The following is a 21956-nucleotide window of genomic DNA, read 5'->3' on the forward strand; positions in this document are numbered from 1 at the left end:
GAGCTGCCCGCGCACGGTATGACGGGCGGCGGAGCCAACCGGGAGAACCTGCCTTGAGTCGTGAAACTGACAGTTCGTCCTCCGGGCCCAACGGGCGCGGTGGAGCCGCTTACCCCTCGGGTACGCCGCCGTATGGAACCGGCCAGTATCCGTCCACGGACGCTGCGGCGACCGCCCCGGAGGAGAACTCTGTGACCTCGAAGCCGTCCACGCCCGATTCCGACGGGCCCAAGACCGAGACCACCCTGACGACCCGGATCCGGATCAACATCCCGGGTTCGCGGCCGATCCCGCCGGTGGTCGTACGCAAGGCGATGGGCAGCACCTCCGGAGCGGCCGGCGCCGCGCCGGACACGCGGCCGACGCCGCAGCAGGCAGCCGAGCCGGCGCCCGGACGGGCGCCCGAGCCGCCGCTCGCGCAGCGGCCGAAGCCCGTGCCGACCCGGATCGAGGCCGAGCAGGAGCCGGCCCGCGCCCAGGGCGCGGGCGAAGCCGAGGAGCCGGCCAGCAACTGGTTCGCCCCCCGCAAGGCGCCCGCCCCGGCCCCCGCCCCCGCGCCCACCCCGCCGCCCCTGCCCGTCCGGGAGCAGGCTCCGCCGCCCGGGCCCGGAGCGCCCCCCGCCCCGCGGATCACCCCGCCGCCTCCGGCCGGGCCGGGCGCCGGCTTCCCGCCGCCCGCGCGCACCCAGGCCCCGCCGGTGCCCGACGCGGGCTTCGCGCCGCCGCGCACCCCGCCCCCGCCGGTCGCGGACTACGGTCCGGGCTTCTCCCCGGCCGCCCCCGCCCCCGGCGGCCCCGGCGTCGGATCGACCCAGGGCTTCCCGGCGTACGGGAGCGGCCAGGACGACTCCGGCCCCGTCACCGAGGCCTTCCCCGTCTACGACAGCCAGGGCGAGGGCTACCCCGGCCCCACGGGCGGCCCCGGCTACGGCTCCGGTCCCCTCGGCGGCCCCCCTGGCGCGGAGTCGCCGCGCTGGCCAGGACCCGAGGCGGGCCCGGCGCCGACCCCCGTCCCGCCGCCCGCGCCGGCCGTCCCGCGCCCGACGCCCGCGCAGCAGAAGGCCACCCCCGCCAAGGCCGCCAAGCCCGCCAAGAAGGGCCGCTCCAAGCTGGTCCTCCTCGGCGGCGCCGCCGTGGTCCTCGTCGGCGTGGCCTACGGAGCCGGGCTGCTCCTCAACCACTCCGACGTCCCCAAGGGCACCACCGTCCTCAGCGTCGACATCAGCGGCAGCCGGGACGAGGCCGTGGCCAAGCTCCAGACGGCCTTCGGCACCCGCGCCGCCGCCCCGCTCCAGCTCAGCGTCGGCGGCAAGCAGGTCGAGCTGAAGCCCGACAAGGCCGGCCTGACCCTGGACAGCCAGACCACCGTCCGCAACGCGGCCGGCAGCGACTACAACCCGATCACCGTCATCGGCTCCCTCCTCGGCAACGAGCGCAAGGCCGACGCCGTGATGCCGGTCGACGAGGAGAAGCTCCAGGTCGCGCTCCAGGAGCTCGCAGGCACCTCCGGTTCGGCCACCGAGGGCACGATCAAGTTCGACACCGGCAAGGCCGTGGCCGTCCCCGGCGCCCCCGGCACCACCCTGGACGTCGACGCCTCCGTCGAGCTGGTCACCAAGGCCTTCCGTGACATGGTCGCCACCGGCAAGCCGACCGTGCCCGAACTGCCGGTCACCACGAAGGCCCCGATCATCGACCAGGCCGAACTCGACCGGGCCATGAAGGACTTCGCCGAACCCGCGATGTCCGCCAACGCCACGGTCAAGGTCGGCGCCAAGTCGATCGCCTTCGGCAGCAAGTCCCTGCCCAAGATCCTCAGCATGCAGCCGGTCGAGGGCCACCTCGTCGAGAAGTTCGACCTGGAAGCCCTCAAGCAGACCTACGGGAACACCTTCGACGGCATCCTGATCACCCGCGGCGACGGCTCCAAGACCGCCGTCACCCCGCAGGACGTCGCCGGAGCCCTCGTCAAGGCCCTGCGCGGCAAGACGACGGCCGAGCGGACCGCGGTCATCGACACCAACGCAGGCTAGGAAGCCCCGTCACAGTGCCCCCGCCCCGCCCCGGGCGGGGGCACTGTCATATCCGCGGCAAATCCAGCCCCGCCGGCGTTCGAGGCGTGGGGGTCCCCCCGGACGGAGTCCGGGGGAGGGTCTGGGGCGGAGCCCCAGGTCTTTGAGCCCCGCCGACGAGCGCGGCGCGGCCCGAACCCGGCGCAAGGGGTCAGTTCAGCAGAGCGCGAGCGGAAACGGCCTCGGCGCGGATACGGGCCGCCGCATCGGCATCCACCGCGGCCACCACATCGGCGTACGCCTCCAGTTCGGCCGCGCCCTCCCGGAACGCACCCCGTTCCACCAGCAGCCGCGCCCGCTCGAACCGCAGCGACGCCGGATGCGACGGCAGCAGCAGCGACAGCTCCAGCGCCCACAGCGCCACCCCCGACTGCTCCGGCCGGGCGGAGGCCCACGCCCGGATGTTGTTCAGGATCCGCAGCACGATGTCCAGCGTGCGGGCCGGTGTCCGAGGCCCCTCCGCCAGCTCCGCCGGCCCCGCTCCCAAGGACGCGCCGCCCGCGAACGGGTCGACCACCACGCCCTCCTCCGGGTCCCCGAAGCCCACCACGAAGTGCCCCGGCAGCCCCAGCCCGTACACCGGCGCACCCGCCCGCCGGGCGACCTCCAGCCACACCACCGACAACAGGATCGGAAGCCCCCGCCGACGCCGCAGCACCTCGTGCAGCAGCGAGGACGACAGCCGGTCGTAGTCCGCCGGGGTGCCGTGGAAACCGAGGCGGCCGCCCAGCAGTTCCGTGACCGCCGAGGCCCACGCCCGCCCGCCCCGCAGCCCGTACGGCAGCATCCCGGCGAGCCGGTCCAGTTCGATCTGCGCCCAGTCCATGGCGCGCTCGTCCAGCTCCGGGTCCGCCTCCGCCGCCAGCAGCAGGCACAGCAGCGCCAGGTCCGGCCGCTCCGACCGCGCCTCCGCCGCGAACTGCTCCCGCCGGGCCGCCGAACTCACGCCGCCGCCCGGTAGTGGTGGTACGTGTGGTGCAGCGCGAAGCCCAGCCCGTCGTACAGGGCCAGCGCCCCCGGATTGTCCGTCTCCACCTGGAGCCACGCCGCCGACGCGCCCTCCTCCAGCGCCCGCCGCGCGAGCGCCGCCATCACCGCCGTCGCCAGGCCCTCCCGCCGGTACGCGGGATCGACCGTCACTGCCGCGAAGCCCGCCCACCGGCCGTCCACCACGCACCGCCCGATCGCCCGGCCCCCGGGCAGCGCCGCGAACCACACCGACGGGCCCCCGACCAGCACCCGCCGGGCCACGTCCGGGTCGCCGACCTTCCCGTAGCGCCCCAGCCACTCCTCGTCCGGGACACGGGTCAGCCGTACGTCCCCGGCGGCGGGCGCGTCCACGTCGCCGACCGGCGCCAGCGCGCCGATCCGCACCTCCGCCGACGCCTCGGCCGCCCAGCCCCGCCGTTCCAGTTCCGGGATCAGCAGCTCCTGGGTGCCGACCGCGCCCGTCGCGGCCTGCACGTACGCCGGAAGTCCTCGTTCCGCGTACCAGGAGGTCACTCGCGCGAGTGCATCGTCCAGCGGCATCCCCGGATCGCCGAGCGGCAGCACCGAATTGGCCCGCCGGGTGAATCCGGCGGCCGCGCGCAGCGTCCACTCGCCCAGCGGCTCGCTCTCCAGCGGCTGCCAGGACCGCGCCGCGACCCGCGAGAGCTCCTCGAAGGAGGCCGCCGGACCCCGCCGGCGGGCCGGCGCGGGCGGCACGACCTTGCCCGCCACCAGCGAGGATTCCGCGATCCGGACGGTCTGGCCGTTCTTTCGTGTGATCCACAGCACACCTTCGGTCCAGGATGTGAGAACACCTACGGTGTCCGCGTACTCGGGAGCCCCGCTCCGCCCGCGCTCCACCCGTCGTACAGAGACTCGTTTACCCACGTCAGCCGGGGTAATACGGACTTCCAGCAGCCCACCGGCAGTGATTTCCACAGCTCTGTCCGCCCCTCCTGTTCGGATCGTGCCCGGGAACGGAGATACTAGGTGCGGGCATCGACGACGCCGCGCTCCCGCGCGATATGGAAAGCCCTACCGAGGAGGAACGAGAGCGTGACCTACGTCATCGCGGAGCCTTGTGTCGACGTCAAGGACAAGGCATGCATCGAAGAGTGCCCGGTCGACTGCATCTACGAGGGCCAGCGGTCCTTGTACATCCACCCGGACGAGTGCGTCGACTGTGGTGCCTGTGAGCCGGTCTGCCCGGTCGAGGCCATCTTCTACGAGGACGACACTCCGGAGGAGTGGAAGGACTACTACAAGGCGAACGTCGAGTTCTTCGACGAGCTCGGTTCGCCCGGTGGTGCTTCCAAGCTCGGCCTGATCGAGCGCGACCACCCCTTCATCGCGGCGCTGCCCGCCGGTATCAACGGCGAGCACTGACCCTTCACGGCAGAAGCGCCACTCGGTCCCGTACGGCCTGCCCGCCGCACGGGACCGAGGTGTTTCCCGACCTTCGCGTCCAGCGCCCAGAGCGTCCGGCACCCAGAGAGAGCAGAGACCACCGTGGCCGCAGTATCCGACCGTCTTCCCGCCTTCCCCTGGGACAAGCTGGCGCCGTACAAGGCGACGGCGGCGGCCCACGCGGACGGTATCGTCGACCTGTCGGTCGGCACGCCCGTGGACCCGGTGCCGGAGCTGATCCAGCGCGCCCTGATCGGCGCCGCGGACTCCCCGGGCTACCCGACGGTGTGGGGTACGCCCGCCCTGCGCGACGCGATCACGGGCTGGGTGCGCGGGCGCCTCGGCGCGAGCGCCGCCGGGCACCGCAACATCCTGCCGGTGGTCGGCTCCAAGGAGCTGGTGGCCTGGCTGCCGACCCAGCTGGGGCTCGGAGCCGGTGACAAGGTCGCGTACCCCCGGCTCGCCTACCCGACGTACGAGGTCGGCGCCCGGCTGTGCGGCGCCGAGCCCGTGGTCTACGACGACCCCACCGAGCTCGACCCGGCCGGCCTGAAGCTGCTGTGGCTCAACTCCCCGTCCAACCCCACCGGGAAGGTCCTCCCCAAGGAGGAGCTCGTCCGGATCGTGGCCTGGGCGCGCGAGCACGGGATCCTGGTCTTCAGCGACGAGTGCTACCTGGAGCTGGGCTGGGAGGCCGAGCCCGTCTCCGTCCTCCACGACGACGTGTGCGGGGGCTCGTACGAGGGCCTCGTGGCCGTCCACTCGCTCTCCAAGCGGTCCAACCTGGCCGGCTACCGGGCCGCGTTCATCGCCGGTGACGCGGACGTGCTCGGCGAACTGCTGGAGATCCGCAAGCACGGCGGCATGATGACCCCCGCCCCGGTCCAGGCGGCCACCGTCGCGGCGCTCGGCGACGACGCGCACGTCGAGGAGCAGCGCGGCCGCTACGCTGCCCGCCGCGCGGCGCTGCGCGCCGCCCTGGAGGCGCACGGCTTCCGCGTCGAGCACAGCGAGGCGAGCCTCTACCTCTGGGTGACCCGGGACGAGCCGTGCTGGGAGACGGTCGCCTACCTCGCGGGGCTGGGCATCCTGGTCGCGCCGGGCGACTTCTACGGCGAGGCGGGCGCGCGGTTCGTGCGCGTGGCCTTCACCGCGACCGACGAGCGCGTCGAGGCGGCGGTCAAGCGCCTCGGCTGAGACCTGGCCGCCGCAAGGGGGTGTCTTGCCCCTGAACAGCCCGAAGGGGCCGGGAGTTCGTGCTCCCGGCCCCTTCGGTGTTCCCTCGGCGGATCAGCCGCCCAGCGGCAGACCACCGGGCAGGCCGCCCGTCAGACCACCGGGCAGGCCGCCCTCGGCCAGCGGCAGCTGCGGCGCGGCGGGCAGCCCACCGAGCAGGCCGGTCGCCTTGCCGGCCACGTCGGCGGCGGGGGCGGCGGCGGGCAGGGCCTCGGTCGCGGCGCCCGCGGTGTCCGTGGCGGCACCGGTCACGGCCGAGGCGTCGGCGGTGTCCGGGGCGGTGAGTGCGCCCAGCTGCGGCACGGACTCCAGACCGGCGGCGCTGGCCGTTCCGGCCGCACCGACCACGGGCGCTGCCCCGGCTGCGACGAGCAGCGCGGCACGGGCGATCCGACGGGTCAGGGGGAGAGACATGTTGCTCCTAAGCGGTAGCGGCTGAGTACGCCGTGTACAACCGCTCGTGGGGCGGGTGGAGTTGCGGATCCGGTAGGTAAAGGATCGGTAACGCATCGTTTAATCGGCTTCCGCGACAAGCGCATTGGTACGCGCCCACCAGGCCTTCTACGGGTCTGGGGCCCTCGCGGCCCGGCCGCCGGCCACCCCCGCAGGAGTGATCACTCGTACGCCTGCACGGGCCTCCGTGGGGCCTCGCCGGGCCTTCGGCGGGCCTTCGCCGGGCCTTCGGCGGGCCTCAGCGGGCGATGAAGATCCGTACCTCGTCCGGCGCCGAGTCGTGCGGGTCCCCGTCGCCGTCCTTCGCGCCGTTGCCGCCCTTGGACTGCCACTGGCCCCGGTCCTTGCCCCCGATCCAGGCGGACCCGTCGTAGGAGACCCGGGCGATGCCCAGCTCGTGCGACCGGGCCACCGCCCAGTGCGCCATCGCCCGGCCGCGCCGCGCCTCGCCCGCGCCGCCGTCCCGCTTCAGCTGGAGGGTGACCTCGGACTCCTCGACCCGGTCCGGCACCGTCCGTCCGGCCGGCGCACCGTTTCGGCCACCGCCCAGGGCGTCCTTGCCGAAGGCCCGTACCAGCTCCGCCTTCACCTTCTCCGGATCGCCGCGCAGCGGGGCCGGGCCCGAGCAGAACAGGGTGCCGCTCTCGCCGAAGGCCGCCGTCAGCACCGTCGCGTCCGATTCGTGCTTCGCGTACGCCTGCGGGAAGCCGCTGCGCTGCACCTTCTGCGCCGCCACCGTCAGCGGCAGCCGCGAGTACCCCGGAACGTCCACGAGGTGGTCGTAGAAGATCCCGGCCGAGTACACCGGGTCCGTGATCTGCTCCGGGGTGCCCCAGCCCTGCGAGGGCCGCTGCTGGAACAGGCCCAGCGAGTCCCGGTCGCCGTGGTCGAGATTGCGCAGCGACGACTCCTGCATCGCGGTCGCCAGCGCGATGGTCACCGCCCGGTCCGGCAGCCCCTTGGAGATGCCGACGGCGGCTATCGTCGCCGCGTTCGCCGCCTGCTCCGGGGTCATCTCGTACTTCTGCCCGCTGCCTGCGGCCGCCGCGGCCGTGCAGTACGGGGCCCCCGCGCCGCCGTTGGAGTACCGCTGGACGGCGAAATAGCCGACCACCGCGAACAGGACGAGCAGACCCACGGCCGCACGGAGCGGCCTGCGGCGACGGGAGCGAGGATCACGGTTCTCGGGCACGCGGCCCACCGTACTTGAGGCATATGACGCGTCCAGCGGCCGGACGTCCGGGGCCCCGCCCCGGACCGGGGCGTTAGGGTCGGTGCATGCCCGAATCCGAGCTGGACCTCACCCTGGACGCCGCCGAGCTGACCGCCCGGCTCGTCGACATCCCCTCCGTGAGCGGCGACGAGAAGGTACTCGCCGACCTCGTGGAACACGCGCTGCGGGCCCTCCCGCACCTCACCGTGGACCGCTTCGGCAACAACGTCGTCGCCCGCACGCACCTCGGCCGCGCCGAGCGCGTCGTACTCGCCGGCCACCTCGACACCGTGCCGATCGCCGACAACGTCCCCTCGCGCCTCGACGAGAACGACGTCCTGTGGGGCTGCGGCACGACCGACATGAAGTCCGGCGTCGCCGTACAGCTGCGCATCGCGGCGACCGTCCCCGAGCCGAACCGCGACCTCACCTTCGTCTTCTACGACCAGGAGGAGGTCGCCGCCGACCTCAACGGCCTGGGCAAGGTCGCCGAGGCCCACCCCGACTGGCTGACCGGCGACTTCGCGGTGCTGCTGGAGCCGTCGAACGCCGAGGTCGAGGGCGGCTGCCAGGGCACCCTGCGCGTCCTGCTCCGCACCTCCGGCGAGCGCGCCCACTCCGCGCGCAGCTGGATGGGCTCCAACGCCATCCACGCGGCGAGCCCCATCCTGGCCAGGCTGGCGGCGTACGAGCCCCGCAAGCCCGTCATCGACGGCCTGGAGTACCACGAGGGCCTCAACGCGGTGCGCATCGAGGGCGGCGTCGCCAACAACGTCATCCCCGACGCGTGCACGGTGACGGTCAACTTCCGCTTCGCCCCCGACCGCAGCATGGACGACGCGATCGCCCACGTCCGGGAGGTCTTCGCGGACTGCGGCGTCGAGGAGTTCGTGATCGACGACTTCTCGGGCGGCGCCCTCCCCGGCCTCTCCCACCCCGCGGCGGCGGCCTTCATGGAGGCGGTCGGCGGGCGCGCCATGCCGAAGTTCGGCTGGACGGACGTCTCCCGCTTCAGCGCGCTGGGCGTCCCCGCGGTCAACTACGGCCCGGGCGACGCCCTGCTGGCCCACAAGGTCGACGAGCGCGTGGAGACGAAGGCGATCCTGCACTGCGAGGAACGACTCCGCGCCTGGCTGACCTCCTGAATTCCGCTTGCCGTCACCTTTGTGCGCCTACCCTGATCCAACGATCAGCAGGAGGGAGCACATCATGGGCAACCGCGGTATTCCTGACGGGGACGCTCGTCGTCGGCCCGAGGAGCAGCAGCTCGGGCCGGTGCTGAGGAGGCGGAGCCAGATCAAGGCGGGCAGCACGACCGACCAGCGGTTGCTGGATTCGGCCGGGCCCTCCGAGTGGGTTCACACCGATCCCTGGCGGGTCCTGCGCATCCAGTCGGAGTTCATCGAGGGCTTCGGTACGCTCGCCGAGCTGCCGCCCGCGATCAGTGTGTTCGGCTCGGCCCGTACGCCGGCCGGTTCACCGGAGTACGAGGCCGGGGTACGGATCGGCAGCGCGCTCGTCGAGGCGGGCTTCGCGGTGATCACCGGCGGCGGTCCGGGCGCGATGGAGGCGGCCAACAAGGGCGCCCGCGAGGCCAACGGCGTCTCGGTCGGCCTCGGTATCGAGCTCCCCTTCGAGCAGGGGCTCAACCAGCACGTCGACCTCGGGCTCAACTTCCGGTACTTCTTCGTCCGCAAGACGATGTTCGTGAAGTACAGCCAGGGCTTCGTGGTCCTGCCGGGCGGCCTCGGCACGCTGGACGAGATGTTCGAGGCGCTGACCCTGGTCCAGACCCAGAAGATCACCCGCTTCCCGATCGTGCTCTTCGGTTCGGAGTACTGGAGCGGCCTGATCGACTGGCTGCGGAACACGGTGATCGCGCAGGGCAAGGCCTCGGAGAAGGACCTGTACCTGTTCCATGTCACGGACGACGTGGACGAGGCGATCGCGCTGGTGACGAAGGAAGTCGGCAAGTAGGACCCCCTTCTTGACGCCGCCCTCGCGGCGGGCGGGGGCCGGGCGGGCCCGTCCGGCCCACCCGGCCGCCTCAGGCCAGGCCGCGGCGGGCGACCGCCGGGGGGCGGTGCCCCTGGATGGAGCGGACCATGTCGAGGATCTGCTTCGTCTCCGCGACCTCGTGGACGCGGTAGACCTGGGCGCCGAGCCAGGCCGAGACGGCCGTCGTGGCCAGGGTGCCCAGCAGGCGTTCCTTGACCGGCTTGTCGAGGGTCTCGCCGACGAAGTCCTTGTTGGACAGGGAGACCAGGACCGGCCAGCCCGTGTCGGTCATCTCCGACAGGCGGCGGGTGGCCTCCAGGGAGTGGCGGGTGTTCTTCCCGAAGTCGTGGCCCGGGTCGATCATGATCGCGTCCCGGCGGACGCCCAGCGCGGCCGCCCGCTCCGCCAGGCCGACCGTGACCCGCAGGATGTCGGCCATGACGTCCTCGTACTCGGTCCGGTGCGGCCGGGTCCGCGGCTCGACCCCGCCCGCGTGGGTGCAGACCAGCCCGGCCCCGTGGCGCGCCGCGACCTCCGCCAGCTTGGGGTCGACCCCGCCCCACGCGTCGTTCAGCACGTCCGCCCCGGCCTCGCACACGGCCTCGCCGACCTCGTGCCGCCAGGTGTCCACGCTGATCACCACGTCCGGGTGGCGGCGCCGGACCTCGGCCACGAAGCCGACCGTGCGCCGTGCCTCCTCGGCCGCGTCCACGTGCTCGCCAGGGCCCGCCTTGACCCCGCCGATGTCGATGATCGCGGCGCCCTCGGCGACCGCCTGCTCGACCCGGTCCAGCGCCGGCTCGTCGCGGAACGTCGCGCCCTGGTCGTAGAAGGAGTCCGGGGTGCGGTTCACGATGGCCATGATCACCGGCTCGTGGGTGTCGAACTCGCGCCTGCCCAGTCGCAGCATCCTGGTCTTTCCTCCTTCGGCGGCCCTCGCGCCTCGCCTGCGACCTTAACCTGGTGGCCGGAGTCTCTCGTGGGGAGTTGATCGTGTTCTTCTTCTTGATGATCGCGCTGGTCGTGGTCGTGGCAGCGGTCACCCTTGCGGTGATCGGCGGCGGCTCGGAGGCCGTCCTGCCGGAAGCGGAGCCGGACCGGGTGGCGGACGCGCTGCCGGAGACCCGGCCCGTCGTACGGGCGGACATCGACGCGCTGCGGCTGCCGGTCGCCCCGCGCGGCTACCGGATGGCCGAGGTGGACGACGTACTGGAGCGGCTGGCGGCCGAGCTGGCCGAACGGGACGCGCGGATCGCCCAGCTGACGGCCGCGGCGGCCGCCCGCCCCGGCCCGGCGGACGCGGCCGGGGCCGGGCACGTCGACCTCACCAAGGACGGTGAGCGGTGACCGGCACGGTGGCGGGTGCGGACGGGCTGCTGCGGTGCCCGTGGGCGCTGTCCACGGGGTCCACCGGGGAGTACGTCGCCTACCACGACACCGAGTGGGGCCGCCCGGTCCACGGCGACGACGCGCTGTACGAGCGGCTCTGCCTGGAGGCCTTCCAGTCGGGCCTGTCCTGGCTGACGATCCTGCGGCGGCGGGAGGGATTCCGTAAGGCCTTCTCGGACTTCGGGATCGCGGCGGTCGCCGCCTTCGACGAGCGGGACGCGGAGCGGCTGCTCGCCGACGAGGGGATCATCCGCAACCGGGCCAAGATCGAGGCGACCCTCGCCAACGCGAGGGTCCTGGCCGGCTGGGAGCCGGGCGAGCTGGACGCCCTGATCTGGTCCCACGCCCCCGGGAAGCCTGGCCCGGCCCCGCGCACGGTCACCGAGGTGCCGGCGGTCACGCCGGAGTCCACGGCCCTGGCCAAGGCCCTGAAGAAGGCCGGCATCCGCTTCGTCGGCCCCACCACGGCCTACGCCCTGATGCAGGCCTGCGGCCTGGTCAACGACCACCTGATCGACTGCACCTCGCGCGACCCGGCCTGAGCCGGGCCGCGGTGGGGCGGTGCGGTGCGGGGCCGGGAGGGCTCAGCGGCCCAGGTACTTCGGGGGCTGCTTCGCGAGGAAGGCCTGGACGGCGATGGAGTGGTCCTCCGAGGCTCCCGCGCGGGTCTGGAGGACGTCCTCGTGCTCCAGGGCCTCGGCGAGGGAGTGGGAGGCCCCGTACGCCAGGGACTCCTTCAGCGCCGCGTACGCGACCGTGGGGCCGGACGCCAGCGCGCGGGCCACGGCCTCGGCCTCGGCGTGCAGGGAGTCCGAGGGGACCAGGCGGTTGGCGATGCCGAGCTCGTACGCCTCCTGGGCCTTGAGGGAACGCGGGAAGAGGAGCAGGTCGGAGGCGCGGGAGCCGCCGATCAGACGGGGCAGGGTCCACGAGACCCCGGAGTCGGCGGTCAGCGCCACCCCGGCGAACGAGGTGTTGAAGGACGCGGTGTCGGCGACGACCCGGAAGTCCGCCGCCAGCGCGAAACCGAAGCCCGCTCCGGCCGCGACGCCGTTCACCCCGGCCACCACCGGCTTCGGCATCTCCGTGAGCGCCCGGACGATCGGGTTGTAGTGCTCGGCGACCGTGCTCATCGTCAGCGAGGAGCCGGTCTCGCGGTCCGCCGCCAGGTTCCCGATGTGCTCCTTGAGGTCCTGGCCCACGCAGAAGGCCCGGTTGCCGGCCGCGGTGAGCAGGACGGCCCGTACCGCGGTGTCCGCGGCCGCCGCCCGGACCGCGTCGCGCAGTGCGACCTTGGCCTCGGTGTTCATGGCGTTCATCGCGTCCGGGCGGTTGATCGTGATGGTCGCGAGTCCGTCGCTCACTTCGTAGAGCACGCTGTCGGCCATGGCAGGGGGTCCCCCTTCGTCGCGGGATGGCTACCGGCCGGTACCGGCCGGTGCAAGGGCCAGCATGGCGGACCGGAGCGCACGCGCACATGTGATGTGCGTCAAAGAAAGCGGAGGCGGTTCGCGGGGTGCGGCGGCGAAGTATCGCAGGCGGGTCCCCGAAATGAGTGGTTTTGGCCGAGCGCGTTGCCCAACCGTTCACGGGCGATGTTGGTCATCGGGTCCTGACATGCGGGATAATGGCTGGGAAGCAATGTGTTCGATGCCGGGTACTAGGCGCCTGAATGGGGCCGTCGGCTGACGATGAGCTGGTTTCAGGAAGGGGAACGAGCATGGCGGCCATGAAGCCGCGGACGGGCGACGGCCCGCTCGAGGTCACCAAGGAGGGGCGGGGCATCGTCATGCGCGTACCGCTCGAGGGCGGCGGTCGGCTTGTCGTCGAGCTGACGCCGGACGAGGCGGACGCCCTGGGTGACGCCCTGAAGAAGGTCGTCGGCTGAACCGTCGGCACCATCTGCGTTCTGCATTCTCTGCGCTGCCCCGACCGCGATCAGCGGCCGGGGCAGCGTTGTGTCGTCCTCCAGGCCGCGCCCCGGCCTTTTCCCTTCCCGGAGCCACGCCGTGACCTTCTCCCCGCCCGCGCCGCCCGCCTTCGCCGACTGCACACCGCGTCAGAAGACGGCCCGGATCCTCTCCGACGTCCTGGCGCCGGCGAACCTGGTGGTCGCCCTGCTCCTGCTGATCGGCTGGCGCAGCACCGCCTCGTGGTCCGGCCTCGGCTGGGGGCTGCTCGGCGCGCTGTTCTGCGGTGTGGTGCCGATCGGGATCATCGTGTTCGGCGTCCGGCGCGGGGCGCTGACCGACCAGCACATCCGCGTGCGGCGCCAGCGCGTGGTGCCGATGGCCCTGAGCCTGGTCTCCGTCGCCGCCGGGATCACCCTGCTGCACGTACTCGGCGCCCCCGAGGACGTTTTCGCGCTCGTCGTGGCGATGCTCGTCGGCCTCGTGTCGTCGCTGCTGGTCACCGTCGGCTGGCAGATATCCATCCACATGTCGGTGGCCGGCGGCGCCGTGATGATCCTGGCGCTCGTCTTCGGTCCGTCCGTGCTTCCCGCGGCGCTGATAGCCGCCGCCGTCGGCTGGTCGCGGCTGGTCCTGCGGGCGCACACGGCCGCCCAGTTGCTCGCCGGCACCGCCCTGGGCGGTACGGCCGCCCTCACCTTCGCCCTGCTGCGCTGAGGCCGGCGTACGGGGGTGCGCGGCGGGTGTGGCGTACGGCGGCTCAGCGCCGCACGGCGCACAGCAGCCCGTCGCCCACCGGGAGCAGAGCGGCCTCCAGGGCGGGGCTCTCGCGGACGCTGCGCAGCAGTTCGCGGACGCGGAGGACCTCCACCGGCTGGGCCGCGGAGTCGACCGTACGGCCGTCGGAGAAGACCCCCTCGAAGCACACCAGCCCGCCGGGGCGCAGCAGGCGCAACGATTCGGCGAGGTAGTCGAGGGACTCGGCCGGGTCTCCGTCGCAGAAGACGAGGTCGTACCCGCCGTCGGCGAGGCGGGGGAGTACGTCGAGCGCTCGGCCGGGGATGAACCGCGCGCGGTTGCCCGCGAAGCCGGCGGCGCGGAAGGCCTGGCGGGCGAAGGCCTGCCGGTCCGCTTCGGGATCCACCGTGGTCAGCACCCCGTCCGGGCGCATTCCGTGGAGCAGGTGGATGCCGGAGACGCCCGTTCCGGTGCCGATCTCGGCGACCGCCTTGGCGTCCGCGGTGGCTGCCAGCAGGCGCAGCGCGGCCCCGGTGCCGGGAGAGACGGAGCGCAGGCCCGCTTCCCTGGACCGGTCGCGGGCCCATCGCAGAGCGTCGTCCTCGGCGACAAACGCGTCGGCGAACGCCCAGCTCGTCTGCCGGTTGCCGGTAATGACCCTCTCCTGTCCCCATAGTTGGCGCAACGGTGACTGTATCCGTTGACGTCGGGAACCCGCAGATGGGACCGGGCGTTGTGAAGGGTGTGGGCGGGATAAGAAGGGACGGTGCCGGGCAGATCGGCAGTCCAGGACCGCTCCGCGGCTTAAGACTCGCGTAAAGATACTGCAAAAATGCTTATCCGGAGCTGACAGAGGGGGTGGCTATGGTAGGGACTCCACTGGACACCACCAGAGCCGACAGGGGAGGTGCGGCTGCGCCTGTGGATCGTGGGGGCGTGTTCAGACGCCTCTTCTGGTCGGCGGGTGAGCCGAAATCCGTGACCGACATTGCTGACAGCTTCCACACCGCCACCGCAACCACCGCGACCTTTGCCGCCGATGCGGGCTCCCAGGCGTGGACCCCTCCCTCATGGGAGGAGATCGTCAGCACGCACAGTGCGCGGGTCTACCGCCTTGCCTACCGTCTGACGGGTAACCAGCACGATGCCGAGGACCTGACCCAGGAGGTCTTCGTCCGCGTCTTCCGCTCGCTGTCCACGTACACGCCCGGCACGTTCGAGGGCTGGCTGCACCGCATCACCACGAACCTGTTCCTGGACATGGTCCGCCGCAAGCAGCGGATCCGCTTCGACGCGCTCGGCGACGACGCCGCCGAGCGGCTCCCCAGCCGCGAGCCGTCCCCGCAGCAGGTCCTGCACGACACGCACTTCGACGCGGACGTCCAGCAGGCGCTGGACACCCTCGCGCCCGAGTTCCGCGCGGCCGTGGTGCTGTGCGACATCGAGGGCCTGTCGTACGAGGAGATCGCCGCCACGCTCGGGGTGAAGCTCGGTACCGTGCGCAGCCGTATCCACCGGGGCCGTTCGCACCTGCGCAAGGCGCTCAAGCACCGCTCTCCCGAGGCCCGCGCGGAGCAGCGCGCGCTGGCCGGGGTCGCCGTGGGTGCGCCGGGCGCCGGGGGAGAGGGCGGAGCCGAGTGAGCGGAGTCAGTCCGTCCCCCGCCGAACAGCACCTGGGTGACCGGCTTGCCGCCCTGGTGGACGGGGAGCTGAACCACGACGTGCGCGAGCGGGTCCTGGCCCACCTGGCCACCTGTGCCAAGTGCAAGGCCGAGGCCGATGCCCAGCGCCGCCTGAAGACCATGTTCGTGGAGAGCGCGCCTCCGCCGCTGTCCGCCGGGCTGCTGGCCCGGCTGCAGGGGCTGCCGGGTGGCGGCCTCGACGGGCCGTCCGGTCCGTCCGGCTCCGCGGGTCCGCAGGGGTCCTCCGGTCCGTCCGGTCTCTCCGGCAATGACCCGTTCGCCTCGTTCGCGTACGCGCTTCCCACGGCCGCCGGGCCGCGGCAGGAGGGCTTCCGGATCCACGAGGTGGGCCGTCCGCGCCGCCGGTTCGCCTTCGTCGCCGCCGGGGCCGTGTCGCTGGCCGCGATCGCGCTGGGCGGTGCGATGCCCCTGGAGGGGGTGGATCCGAACGTGCGGGGTGAGTCGCCCGCACCCGCCTCCCGGCCCGGCCCCGCCGTGTCCGTGGCCGACGCGTCCGTCCGTGACCGGCTGCCCACGCCCGCCGCCGTACCGTCCCTCCTGTCGACCGCCGCGACCCCGCTCCCGCCGCTCCACCCCTCCGCTCCGAGTTCGGCCCGCCCGGTCTCGCTGCTGCGCTGACCGGGGACCTGGTTGAATCTGCGGCACATGCGGATAGGTACGCGGGGAGCGCCCATGGCCGACAGGCAGCAGACCGATCCGGCTCCACAGTGGTGGAGCCGGCCCGAGGGCACGGCGCAGGGCCGTTCGGCCGGGCACCCCGAAGGGGTTCCCTCCCCTCGGCCCGAAGGCGCGAGCGACGGCGCGGCCCAGACCGCGGCCCAGGACGGGGCTCAGGCCGCGCCCGCCGAGGCGACCGAGGTCGCGAGCCCGGCACAGGCCCATGGTCAGGCGGCGGTCCGCGCGGTGCGCTACGACCCCTGGGGCAACCAGCCCTTGCAGACCGTGGACCGGGGCATGCAGGGCCGCGGGTTCCGGCTGTGGCAGGTCGCGGCCCTCGCCGCGGGTACCGCCCTGCTGGCCGGCGGGATCGGCGGCTACCTCGGCGTGCTCGCCGAGCGGCAGAGCAGCACCCGCCTGGAGCTGCCCCAGGCCGGCGTCGCGGACAAGGGCCGCGCGCCCGAGAGTGTCGCGGGCATCGCGGCCACCGCGCTCCCCGGGGTGGTCACCCTGCACGTGCGGGGGGCGTCGAGCAGCGGCACGGGCACCGGCTTCGTACTCGACCAGCAGGGCCACATCCTGACCAACAACCACGTCGTCGCCGACGCCAAGGAGATAGCGGTCACCTTCAGCACCGGCGAGAGCGTCACCGCCGAGCTGGTCGGCCGTGACTCCGGATACGACCTGGCCGTGGTCAAGGTCAGCGGCGTACGGGGGCTCCAGCCGCTGAGCCTCGGCAACTCCGAGAACGTGAAGGTCGGCGACCCGGTGGTGGCCATCGGAGCCCCGTTCGACCTGTCCAACACCGTCACCGCCGGCATCATCAGCGCCACCGGCCGGCCCGTCACCGCCGGCGGCGACAAGGGCGACGGCAGCGACATCAGCTACGTGGACGCCCTCCAGACCGACGCCCCCATCAACCCCGGGAACTCCGGCGGCCCCCTCCTCGACGCCAAGGCCCACGTGGTCGGCATCAACAGCGCGATCCGGGGCGCCGACAAGGACGATCCCGCGCGCCAGGGCGGCTCCATCGGGCTCGGTTTCGCCATCCCGATCAACCAGGGCAAGCGCGTCGCCGAGGAGCTCATCCGCACCGGCCGCGCCACGCACCCCGTCATCGGGGTCACCCTGGACATGCAGTACACCGGCGACGGCGCCCGGGTCGGGGACAAGGGCGAGGACGGCAAACCGGCCGTGACCGCCGACGGACCGGCCGCCCGCGCCGGGGTCAAGGCAGGCGACGTGATCACCAAGGTGGACGGCCAGCGCGTACGCGGCGGTGACGAGCTGATCATCAAGATCAGGGCCCACCGGCCGGGTGATCCGCTGACCCTCACCGTGCTCCGCGAGGGCCGCGAGCGGACCCTGGAAGTGGTCCTCGGATCGGCGAACGGCTCTTAGGAGCACTGGGGTACCGTGTGTCCGGGCCCGCAGTGAAGAGAGCCGAGGAGCGGCAAGGTGTTCAACGACATAGGCGCACTCGAACTCGTCACGATCGTGGTGCTCGCCATTCTCATCTTCGGCCCGGAAAAACTGCCCAAGGTCATTCAGGACGTGACGGGTGTCATCCGGAAGATCCGCGCGTTCTCGGACAGTGCGAAGCAGGACATCCGCTCCGAACTCGGCCCGGAATTCAAGGACTTCGAGTTCGAGGACCTGAACCCGAAGACCTTCATCCGCAAGCAGCTGACCGAGAACGAGGACCTCAAGGAGATCCGCAGCAGCTTCGATCTCCGCAAGGAGCTGAACGACGTCACCGACGCCGTCAACAGCAAGGAGACGGACCCCGCACCGGCTTCCGCCGGCCCCGCCGCCACCGGCCCGGACCTGCTGAAGAAGCCCGCCGCACCCGCTCCGGACCAGCGCGCGCGGTTCGACGCCGACGCCACCTGACGCGCGACCTGCCCGGCGATCCGGGGTCGGATGGCTATCCTCCATGAGTCCGGATCCAGGACGCCCGTGGGGGGCGGGCCGTTCCGGACCCCACGGAACGAGAGGCCGCTCAGATGGAGACGACGAGCAGTAGTCGGGTAGGGGCGCAGACCGCCGAAGCACCCGCCCCCGCCGCCGCACCCGCGCAGGAACCGCATACCGCCCCGCAGAACGCCCCGCAGAGCGAAGCGCAGCCGCAGGAGGCCGCCGCTCCCCTGCCGGCGGCCCGCCGGACGGCCGAGGGGTTCCTGGCGGCCGACTTCCCCTGGTACGGGCTGGACGGGGCCTTCACCGGCCCCCGCTGGCTCATGCAGGTCGGCACCGGCGCCGACGGCACCGTCGAGCACGGGTCCACCGGGCACGGCGACGAGCCGTCCGCCCGCGGTGAGATCGCCACCGGCGAGAAGGAGCGCTTCGCGGTGGTCGTCACCGTCGCGAGCAATCCGGTCCGCCGCAGCGGCGACGGCACCGGCACCCTGGAGGCCACCTCGGTCTCCTCGGCGGCCTGGCTGGCCGGCTCGGGGCTGCTGGCCTACAGCTGGCCCGGGCAGATGGACCACTCCCTGCGCAGCGACTGGCTCGACCAGCAGACCGAGGCCGCGTGGGAGCTCGCGGACGATCTCGCGGGGCCCGACTGGTCGACGCTGTCGCTGCCGGTGGACGGGGAGCCGACACCGTTCCACTACCGCGAGTCGGAGTTCGGCTGGGTGCTCGCCGGGTCCACCAGCAGCGGGGTGCACCTCGGGGCGTACGGCCGGGGCATGAGCGCGTACGGCCTCGGCTTCTCGGTCATCGGCGACCTGTCGGCGTACGAGTAGCAGCCGCGCCGGCCGCAGCCGGGCCGGCAACGCGAAGGGGCGCCGCTCGTCGAGCGGCGCCCCTTCGCGTGCTTGCGGCGAATCAGAACTTGTTGCGCGGGGTGATGCCCAGCGACATGCCCGACAGGCCGCGCGCGCGGCCGCCCAGCTTGCCCGCGATCGCCCGCAGGGCCGCGCCCGCCGGGGAGTCGGGGTCGGACAGTACGACGGGCTTGCCCTCGTCGCCGCCCTCGCGCAGCCGCACGTCGATCGGGATCGAGCCCAGCACGGGCACCGTCGCGCCGACCGTCTTCGTCAGTCCGTCGGCCACCTTCTGGCCGCCGCCCGAGCCGAAGACGTCCACCATCTCGTCGCAGTGCGGGCACGGCAGGCCCGACATGTTCTCGACGACGCCGACGATCTTCTGGTGGGTCTGCACGGCGATCGAGCCGGCCCGCTCCGCGACCTCGGCCGCCGCCTGCTGCGGCGTCGTGACGACCAGGATCTCGGCATTCGGCACCAGCTGGGCCACCGAGATCGCGATGTCACCGGTGCCCGGCGGCAGGTCCAGCAGCAGCACGTCCAGGTCGCCCCAGAACACGTCCGCCAGGAACTGCTGGAGGGCTCGGTGCAGCATCGGCCCGCGCCACACCACCGGCGCGTTGCCCGGGGTGAACATGCCGATGGAGATGACCTTCACGCCGTGCGCCGACGGCGGCATGATCATGTTCTCGACCTGCGTCGGACGGCCGTCGACACCGAGCATGCGCGGCACGCTGTGGCCGTAGATGTCCGCGTCGACCACGCCGACCTTCAGGCCGTCCGCCGCCATCGCCGCGGCCAGGTTGACCGTGACCGAGGACTTGCCGACGCCGCCCTTGCCGGACGCGACCGCGTACACGCGGGTCAGCGAGCCCGGCTTGGCGAAGGGCACCTCGCGCTCGGCGGTCCCGCCGCGCAGGCTGGTCGCCAGCTCCTTGCGCTGCTCGTCGCTCATCACGTCGAGGGTGACCTCGACCGAGGTGACGCCCGCGACCCGCGCGACGGCCTCGGTGACGTTCTTGGTGATGGTCTCGCGCATGGGACAGCCCGACACCGTGAGGTAGACGGTGACGGCGACCGCGCCGCCGTCGCCGATCTCCACCGATTTCACCATGCCGAGCTCGGTGATCGGCCGGTGGATCTCGGGGTCGTTCACCGTCGCCAGCGCGTCGAGGATCGCGTCCTGCTCAGGCACTGCGGCGGCGTCGGCGGAGCTTGTGTCGGTAGCCATGCCCCGATGGTACGGCTCGGTGGCACGGCTCAGGAAAGCCCGTCAGCGGTCGCCTTCGTCACGTTCCTGCGGGAATAGCCGCCGCTCGTCCATCTCCTTGATCAGGTCCTGGAACTCGGACCTGATCCAGTCGCGCGTGGCGACCTCTCCCAGGCCCATCCGCAGGGCCGCGATCTCCCGCGTCAGGTACTCGGTGTCGGCGATGGAGCGCTCGTTCTGCTTGCGGTCCTGCTCCAGGTTGACCCGGTCCCGGTCGTCCTGCCGGTTCTGCGCGAGCAGGATCAGCGGAGCCGCGTACGAGGCCTGGAGCGACAGCATCAGCGTCAGGAAGATGAACGGGTACTCGTCCCACCGCATGCCGTCCGGCGCGAAGATGTTCCACAGCACCCAGACGATGATGACGACCGTCATCCAGACGATGAACCGGCCCGTGCCGAGGAACCGCGCCACCCGCTCCGACAGCCGCCCGAACGCCTCCGGGTCGTACTCCGGCAGCAGCCGCCGGCGCGCCGAGCGCGGCAGGTCGAGGCGGACCCGCGAACGCGTCAGCGCGCTCGAACCCGTCGACGGGCCGAACTGAGCGGCCTTCGCACGCTCGCCGCGCTCGAAGGAAGAACGTTCCACCCGCTCCGCGGCAGCCTCCGCCAGCCCGTGATCGCGCGCCTGCTGCCGCCCCTGCTCACGCCGCTCCCGGATCTGCTCGCGCCGCTCCCGGAGCCGCCGCTCACGCGACTGGTCGCCGCGCCCCCGTTCAGTGCCCACCCACGACCTCCTCCGAGTGGAAGTCCGTCTCGCGCCAGTCGTCCGGCAGCAGGTGGTCCAGTACGTCGTCGACCGTCACCGCGCCCAGCAGCGAACCGCTCTCGTCGACCACCGGCACGGCCACCATGTTGTACGCGGCCAGGTAGCTGGTCACCACCGGCAGCGAGGCGTCCGGCCGCAGCGGCGCCAGGCCCGTGTCCACGATCGAGCTGACCAGTGTGAACGGCGGATCCCGCAGCAGCCGCTGGAAGTGCACCGTGCCCAGGTACTTGCCCGTCGGCGTCTCGTCCGGCGGCCGGCACACGTACACCTGCGCCGCCAGCGCCGGCGACAGGTCCGCCTGCCGTACGCGGGCCAGCGCGTCCGCGACCGTCGCGTCCGGCCGCAGCACGATCGGCTCGGTGGTCATCAGACCGCCCGCCGTCCGCTCCTCGTAGGACATCAGGCGCCGCACGTCGGCCGCGTCGTCCGGCTGCATCAGCGTGAGCAGCCGCTCCATGTCGTCCTCCGGCAGCTCGGACAGCAGGTCGGCCGCGTCGTCCGGGTCCATCGCCTCCAGGACGTCGGCGGCGCGTTCCTCCTTCAGCTTGCCGAGGATCTCCACCTGCTCGTCCTCCGGCAGCTCCTCCATGACGTCCGCGAGCCGGTCGTCGTCGAGGGCGTTGGCCACCTCGGCGCGCCGCTTCGGCGACAGGTGGTGCAGGACGTTCGCCACGTCGGCCGGGCGCATCTGCTCGAAGGTGGCGACGAGGTTCTCGGCGCCCTGCCCGTGCTCCTCCAGCGAGAAGCCGGTGACCGCGGACCACTCCACGGTCAGGGTCTCGCCGCGGCGGCGCAGCGCGCCCGCCTTGCCCTTCCGTACGAAGATCTTGTCGATCTCCCAGTCCCGGCGGGCCGGCAGCTGCTGGATGGCCACGTCCAGGACGGTGACCTCCTCGCCGTCCGCGACCAGCTTCACCCGGCGGTCCAGCAGCTCGCCGAGGACCAGCCGCTCGGTGGGCCGCTGCTCGAAGCGCCGCATGTTCACGACACCGGTGGTGATGACCTGCCCGGACTCCACGCCCGTGACCCGGGTCATCGGCAGGAAGATCCGGCGCCGGCTGACGACCTCGACCACCAGCCCCAGCAGCCGCGGCGGGCGCCCGCCGACGCGCAGCATCGCCACGAGGTCGCGGACCCGGCCGACCTGGTCGCCGTTGGGGTCGAAGACGGGCACACCCGACAGATGCGAGACGAAGATCCGCGGGGCGCCTGCAGCCATCCGAGCGCCTCCTAGAGCGTCAATCAACAGTCCTGCCGCCCCTCAGGCTAGCCCGTGCCACCGGCAACCGTCCTGGTGGGGCGGTCCGCCCGGGGGTCCCTACGGGGGCCTGGCGGCCGTACGCCTACGGGCAGGTACGCTGCCTGCTGCTCGAAGAGGACCGAC

The 21956-nt window shown here is 72.7% G+C and carries 24 protein-coding genes; 14 read left to right on the plus strand and 10 right to left on the minus strand.

What is annotated here, in order from left to right; genetic code table 11:
- Positions 1-191 precede the first annotated feature (191 nt).
- Positions 192-2033: a hypothetical protein gene (locus tag ACGFYQ_RS04570; protein WP_393739929.1), complete on the plus strand. Its 1842-nt coding sequence runs from the start codon at positions 192-194 to the stop codon at positions 2031-2033.
- A 190-nt stretch (positions 2034-2223) separates the two neighbouring features.
- Here ACGFYQ_RS04570 and ACGFYQ_RS04575 read toward each other — a convergent pair whose 3' ends face one another.
- A complete protein-coding gene (locus tag ACGFYQ_RS04575) occupies positions 2224-3018 on the minus strand; it encodes a transglutaminase-like domain-containing protein (protein WP_393739930.1) in 795 nt (264 codons plus the stop codon).
- Positions 3015-4001 carry a GNAT family N-acetyltransferase gene (locus tag ACGFYQ_RS04580; protein WP_393739932.1) on the minus strand — a complete coding sequence of 329 codons (987 nt, stop codon included), beginning with the start codon at positions 3999-4001 and terminating at the stop codon, positions 3015-3017. The genes ACGFYQ_RS04575 and ACGFYQ_RS04580 overlap by 4 nt, the downstream gene beginning before the upstream one ends.
- A gap of 117 nt (positions 4002-4118) precedes the next feature.
- Between ACGFYQ_RS04580 and fdxA the strand changes: the two genes are divergently transcribed.
- Both fdxA and dapC read left to right on the plus strand, forming a co-directional pair.
- Entirely contained in the window at positions 4119-4448 is a 330-nt protein-coding gene (gene fdxA / locus ACGFYQ_RS04585) for a ferredoxin (protein WP_030713714.1), read from the plus strand.
- A 123-nt stretch (positions 4449-4571) separates the two neighbouring features.
- Positions 4572-5666: a succinyldiaminopimelate transaminase gene (gene dapC / locus ACGFYQ_RS04590; RefSeq protein ID WP_393739933.1), complete on the plus strand. Its 1095-nt coding sequence runs from the start codon at positions 4572-4574 to the stop codon at positions 5664-5666.
- Positions 5667-5759: 93 nt separating this feature from the next.
- Here the strand turns inward: dapC and ACGFYQ_RS04595 are convergent, their stop codons facing one another.
- Together ACGFYQ_RS04595 and ACGFYQ_RS04600 are read right to left on the minus strand one after the other, a co-directional pair.
- Entirely contained in the window at positions 5760-6119 is a 360-nt protein-coding gene (locus ACGFYQ_RS04595) for an ATP-binding protein (protein WP_393739935.1), read from the minus strand.
- 277 nt (positions 6120-6396) lie between these two features.
- Positions 6397-7350, minus strand: a complete 954-nt coding sequence (locus tag ACGFYQ_RS04600; protein ID WP_393739937.1) for a hypothetical protein — start codon at positions 7348-7350, stop codon at positions 6397-6399.
- 86 nt (positions 7351-7436) lie between these two features.
- Between ACGFYQ_RS04600 and dapE the strand changes: the two genes are divergently transcribed.
- On the plus strand, positions 7437-8516 hold the full coding sequence (gene dapE / locus ACGFYQ_RS04605) for a succinyl-diaminopimelate desuccinylase (RefSeq protein WP_393739939.1): 1080 nt from the start codon (positions 7437-7439) through the stop codon (positions 8514-8516).
- A gap of 64 nt (positions 8517-8580) precedes the next feature.
- Positions 8581-9348, plus strand: coding sequence for a TIGR00730 family Rossman fold protein (locus ACGFYQ_RS04610; protein ID WP_393739941.1), 768 nt, complete (start codon positions 8581-8583; stop codon positions 9346-9348).
- A gap of 70 nt (positions 9349-9418) precedes the next feature.
- Here the strand turns inward: ACGFYQ_RS04610 and folP are convergent, their stop codons facing one another.
- On the minus strand, positions 9419-10279 hold the full coding sequence (gene folP, locus ACGFYQ_RS04615) for a dihydropteroate synthase (RefSeq protein ID WP_393739943.1): 861 nt from the start codon (positions 10277-10279) through the stop codon (positions 9419-9421).
- 77 nt (positions 10280-10356) lie between these two features.
- Between folP and ACGFYQ_RS04620 the strand changes: the two genes are divergently transcribed.
- Positions 10357-10716, plus strand: coding sequence for a DivIVA domain-containing protein (locus ACGFYQ_RS04620; protein WP_393740883.1), 360 nt, complete (start codon positions 10357-10359; stop codon positions 10714-10716).
- The gene (locus tag ACGFYQ_RS04625; RefSeq protein ID WP_393739945.1) at positions 10713-11300 is read left to right on the plus strand and encodes a DNA-3-methyladenine glycosylase I; all 588 of its coding nucleotides are present in this window, start codon (positions 10713-10715) and stop codon (positions 11298-11300) included. Before ACGFYQ_RS04620 ends, ACGFYQ_RS04625 begins: the two co-directional genes overlap by 4 nt.
- Positions 11301-11342: 42 nt before the next feature.
- On the opposite strand, the gene ACGFYQ_RS04630 is transcribed toward ACGFYQ_RS04625, so the two are convergent.
- On the minus strand, positions 11343-12146 hold the full coding sequence (locus tag ACGFYQ_RS04630) for an enoyl-CoA hydratase/isomerase family protein (protein WP_393739947.1): 804 nt from the start codon (positions 12144-12146) through the stop codon (positions 11343-11345).
- Positions 12147-12478: 332 nt separating this feature from the next.
- Between ACGFYQ_RS04630 and ACGFYQ_RS04635 the strand changes: the two genes are divergently transcribed.
- Positions 12479-12646 (plus strand): DUF3117 domain-containing protein, encoded by a 168-nt coding sequence (locus tag ACGFYQ_RS04635; protein WP_003966491.1) that lies wholly within the window; start codon positions 12479-12481, stop codon positions 12644-12646.
- A 121-nt stretch (positions 12647-12767) separates the two neighbouring features.
- The gene (locus ACGFYQ_RS04640; protein WP_393739949.1) at positions 12768-13385 is read left to right on the plus strand and encodes a hypothetical protein; all 618 of its coding nucleotides are present in this window, start codon (positions 12768-12770) and stop codon (positions 13383-13385) included.
- 43 nt (positions 13386-13428) lie between these two features.
- On the opposite strand, the gene ACGFYQ_RS04645 is transcribed toward ACGFYQ_RS04640, so the two are convergent.
- Positions 13429-14091, minus strand: coding sequence for an O-methyltransferase (locus ACGFYQ_RS04645; protein ID WP_037919526.1), 663 nt, complete (start codon positions 14089-14091; stop codon positions 13429-13431).
- 179 nt (positions 14092-14270) lie between these two features.
- Between ACGFYQ_RS04645 and sigE the strand changes: the two genes are divergently transcribed.
- From sigE to ACGFYQ_RS04670, 5 genes are all read left to right on the plus strand, one after another.
- Positions 14271-15047 carry an RNA polymerase sigma factor SigE gene (gene sigE, locus ACGFYQ_RS04650; RefSeq protein ID WP_393739952.1) on the plus strand — a complete coding sequence of 259 codons (777 nt, stop codon included), beginning with the start codon at positions 14271-14273 and terminating at the stop codon, positions 15045-15047.
- Positions 15044-15727 carry a zf-HC2 domain-containing protein gene (locus ACGFYQ_RS04655; protein ID WP_393739954.1) on the plus strand — a complete coding sequence of 228 codons (684 nt, stop codon included), beginning with the start codon at positions 15044-15046 and terminating at the stop codon, positions 15725-15727. The genes sigE and ACGFYQ_RS04655 overlap by 4 nt, the downstream gene beginning before the upstream one ends.
- A 54-nt stretch (positions 15728-15781) precedes the next feature.
- On the plus strand, positions 15782-17167 hold the full coding sequence (locus ACGFYQ_RS04660) for a trypsin-like peptidase domain-containing protein (protein WP_393739956.1): 1386 nt from the start codon (positions 15782-15784) through the stop codon (positions 17165-17167).
- A 57-nt stretch (positions 17168-17224) separates the two neighbouring features.
- Entirely contained in the window at positions 17225-17659 is a 435-nt protein-coding gene (locus ACGFYQ_RS04665; RefSeq protein WP_393739958.1) for a sec-independent translocase, read from the plus strand.
- Positions 17660-17772: 113 nt separating this feature from the next.
- Positions 17773-18516, plus strand: coding sequence for a hypothetical protein (locus ACGFYQ_RS04670; RefSeq protein WP_393739960.1), 744 nt, complete (start codon positions 17773-17775; stop codon positions 18514-18516).
- Between the two features lie 82 nt (positions 18517-18598).
- Here ACGFYQ_RS04670 and ACGFYQ_RS04675 read toward each other — a convergent pair whose 3' ends face one another.
- The 3 genes from ACGFYQ_RS04675 to ACGFYQ_RS04685 form a co-directional block, all read right to left on the minus strand.
- Positions 18599-19714: an Mrp/NBP35 family ATP-binding protein gene (locus tag ACGFYQ_RS04675; protein WP_393740885.1), complete on the minus strand. Its 1116-nt coding sequence runs from the start codon at positions 19712-19714 to the stop codon at positions 18599-18601.
- A 96-nt stretch (positions 19715-19810) separates the two neighbouring features.
- Positions 19811-20416: a DUF1003 domain-containing protein gene (locus ACGFYQ_RS04680; RefSeq protein WP_393740887.1), complete on the minus strand. Its 606-nt coding sequence runs from the start codon at positions 20414-20416 to the stop codon at positions 19811-19813.
- 103 nt (positions 20417-20519) lie between these two features.
- Entirely contained in the window at positions 20520-21791 is a 1272-nt protein-coding gene (locus tag ACGFYQ_RS04685) for a magnesium transporter MgtE N-terminal domain-containing protein (protein WP_393739962.1), read from the minus strand.
- Positions 21792-21956: the final 165 nt, after the last annotated feature.

This window comes from Streptomyces sp. NPDC048258, assembly GCF_043201995.1.
Classification (GTDB): Bacteria; Actinomycetota; Actinomycetes; order Streptomycetales; family Streptomycetaceae; genus Streptomyces.

Bases quoted from the DNA above. Each gene is read 5' to 3' on its own strand.
- ACGFYQ_RS04595 (WP_393739935.1), bottom strand. From the start codon at position 6,119: ATGTCTCTCCCCCTGACCCGTCGGATCGCCCGTGCCGCGCTGCTCGTC.
- dapE (WP_393739939.1), top strand. From the start codon at position 7,437: ATGCCCGAATCCGAGCTGGACCTCACCCTGGACGCCGCCGAGCTGACC.
- ACGFYQ_RS04610 (WP_393739941.1), top strand. From the start codon at position 8,581: ATGGGCAACCGCGGTATTCCTGACGGGGACGCTCGTCGTCGGCCCGAG.
- folP (WP_393739943.1), bottom strand. From the start codon at position 10,279: ATGCTGCGACTGGGCAGGCGCGAGTTCGACACCCACGAGCCGGTGATC.
- ACGFYQ_RS04630 (WP_393739947.1), bottom strand. From the start codon at position 12,146: ATGGCCGACAGCGTGCTCTACGAAGTGAGCGACGGACTCGCGACCATC.
- ACGFYQ_RS04635 (WP_003966491.1), top strand. From the start codon at position 12,479: ATGGCGGCCATGAAGCCGCGGACGGGCGACGGCCCGCTCGAGGTCACC.
- sigE (WP_393739952.1), top strand. From the start codon at position 14,271: ATGGTAGGGACTCCACTGGACACCACCAGAGCCGACAGGGGAGGTGCG.
- ACGFYQ_RS04660 (WP_393739956.1), top strand. From the start codon at position 15,782: ATGGCCGACAGGCAGCAGACCGATCCGGCTCCACAGTGGTGGAGCCGG.
- ACGFYQ_RS04670 (WP_393739960.1), top strand. From the start codon at position 17,773: ATGGAGACGACGAGCAGTAGTCGGGTAGGGGCGCAGACCGCCGAAGCA.
- ACGFYQ_RS04685 (WP_393739962.1), bottom strand. From the start codon at position 21,791: ATGGCTGCAGGCGCCCCGCGGATCTTCGTCTCGCATCTGTCGGGTGTG.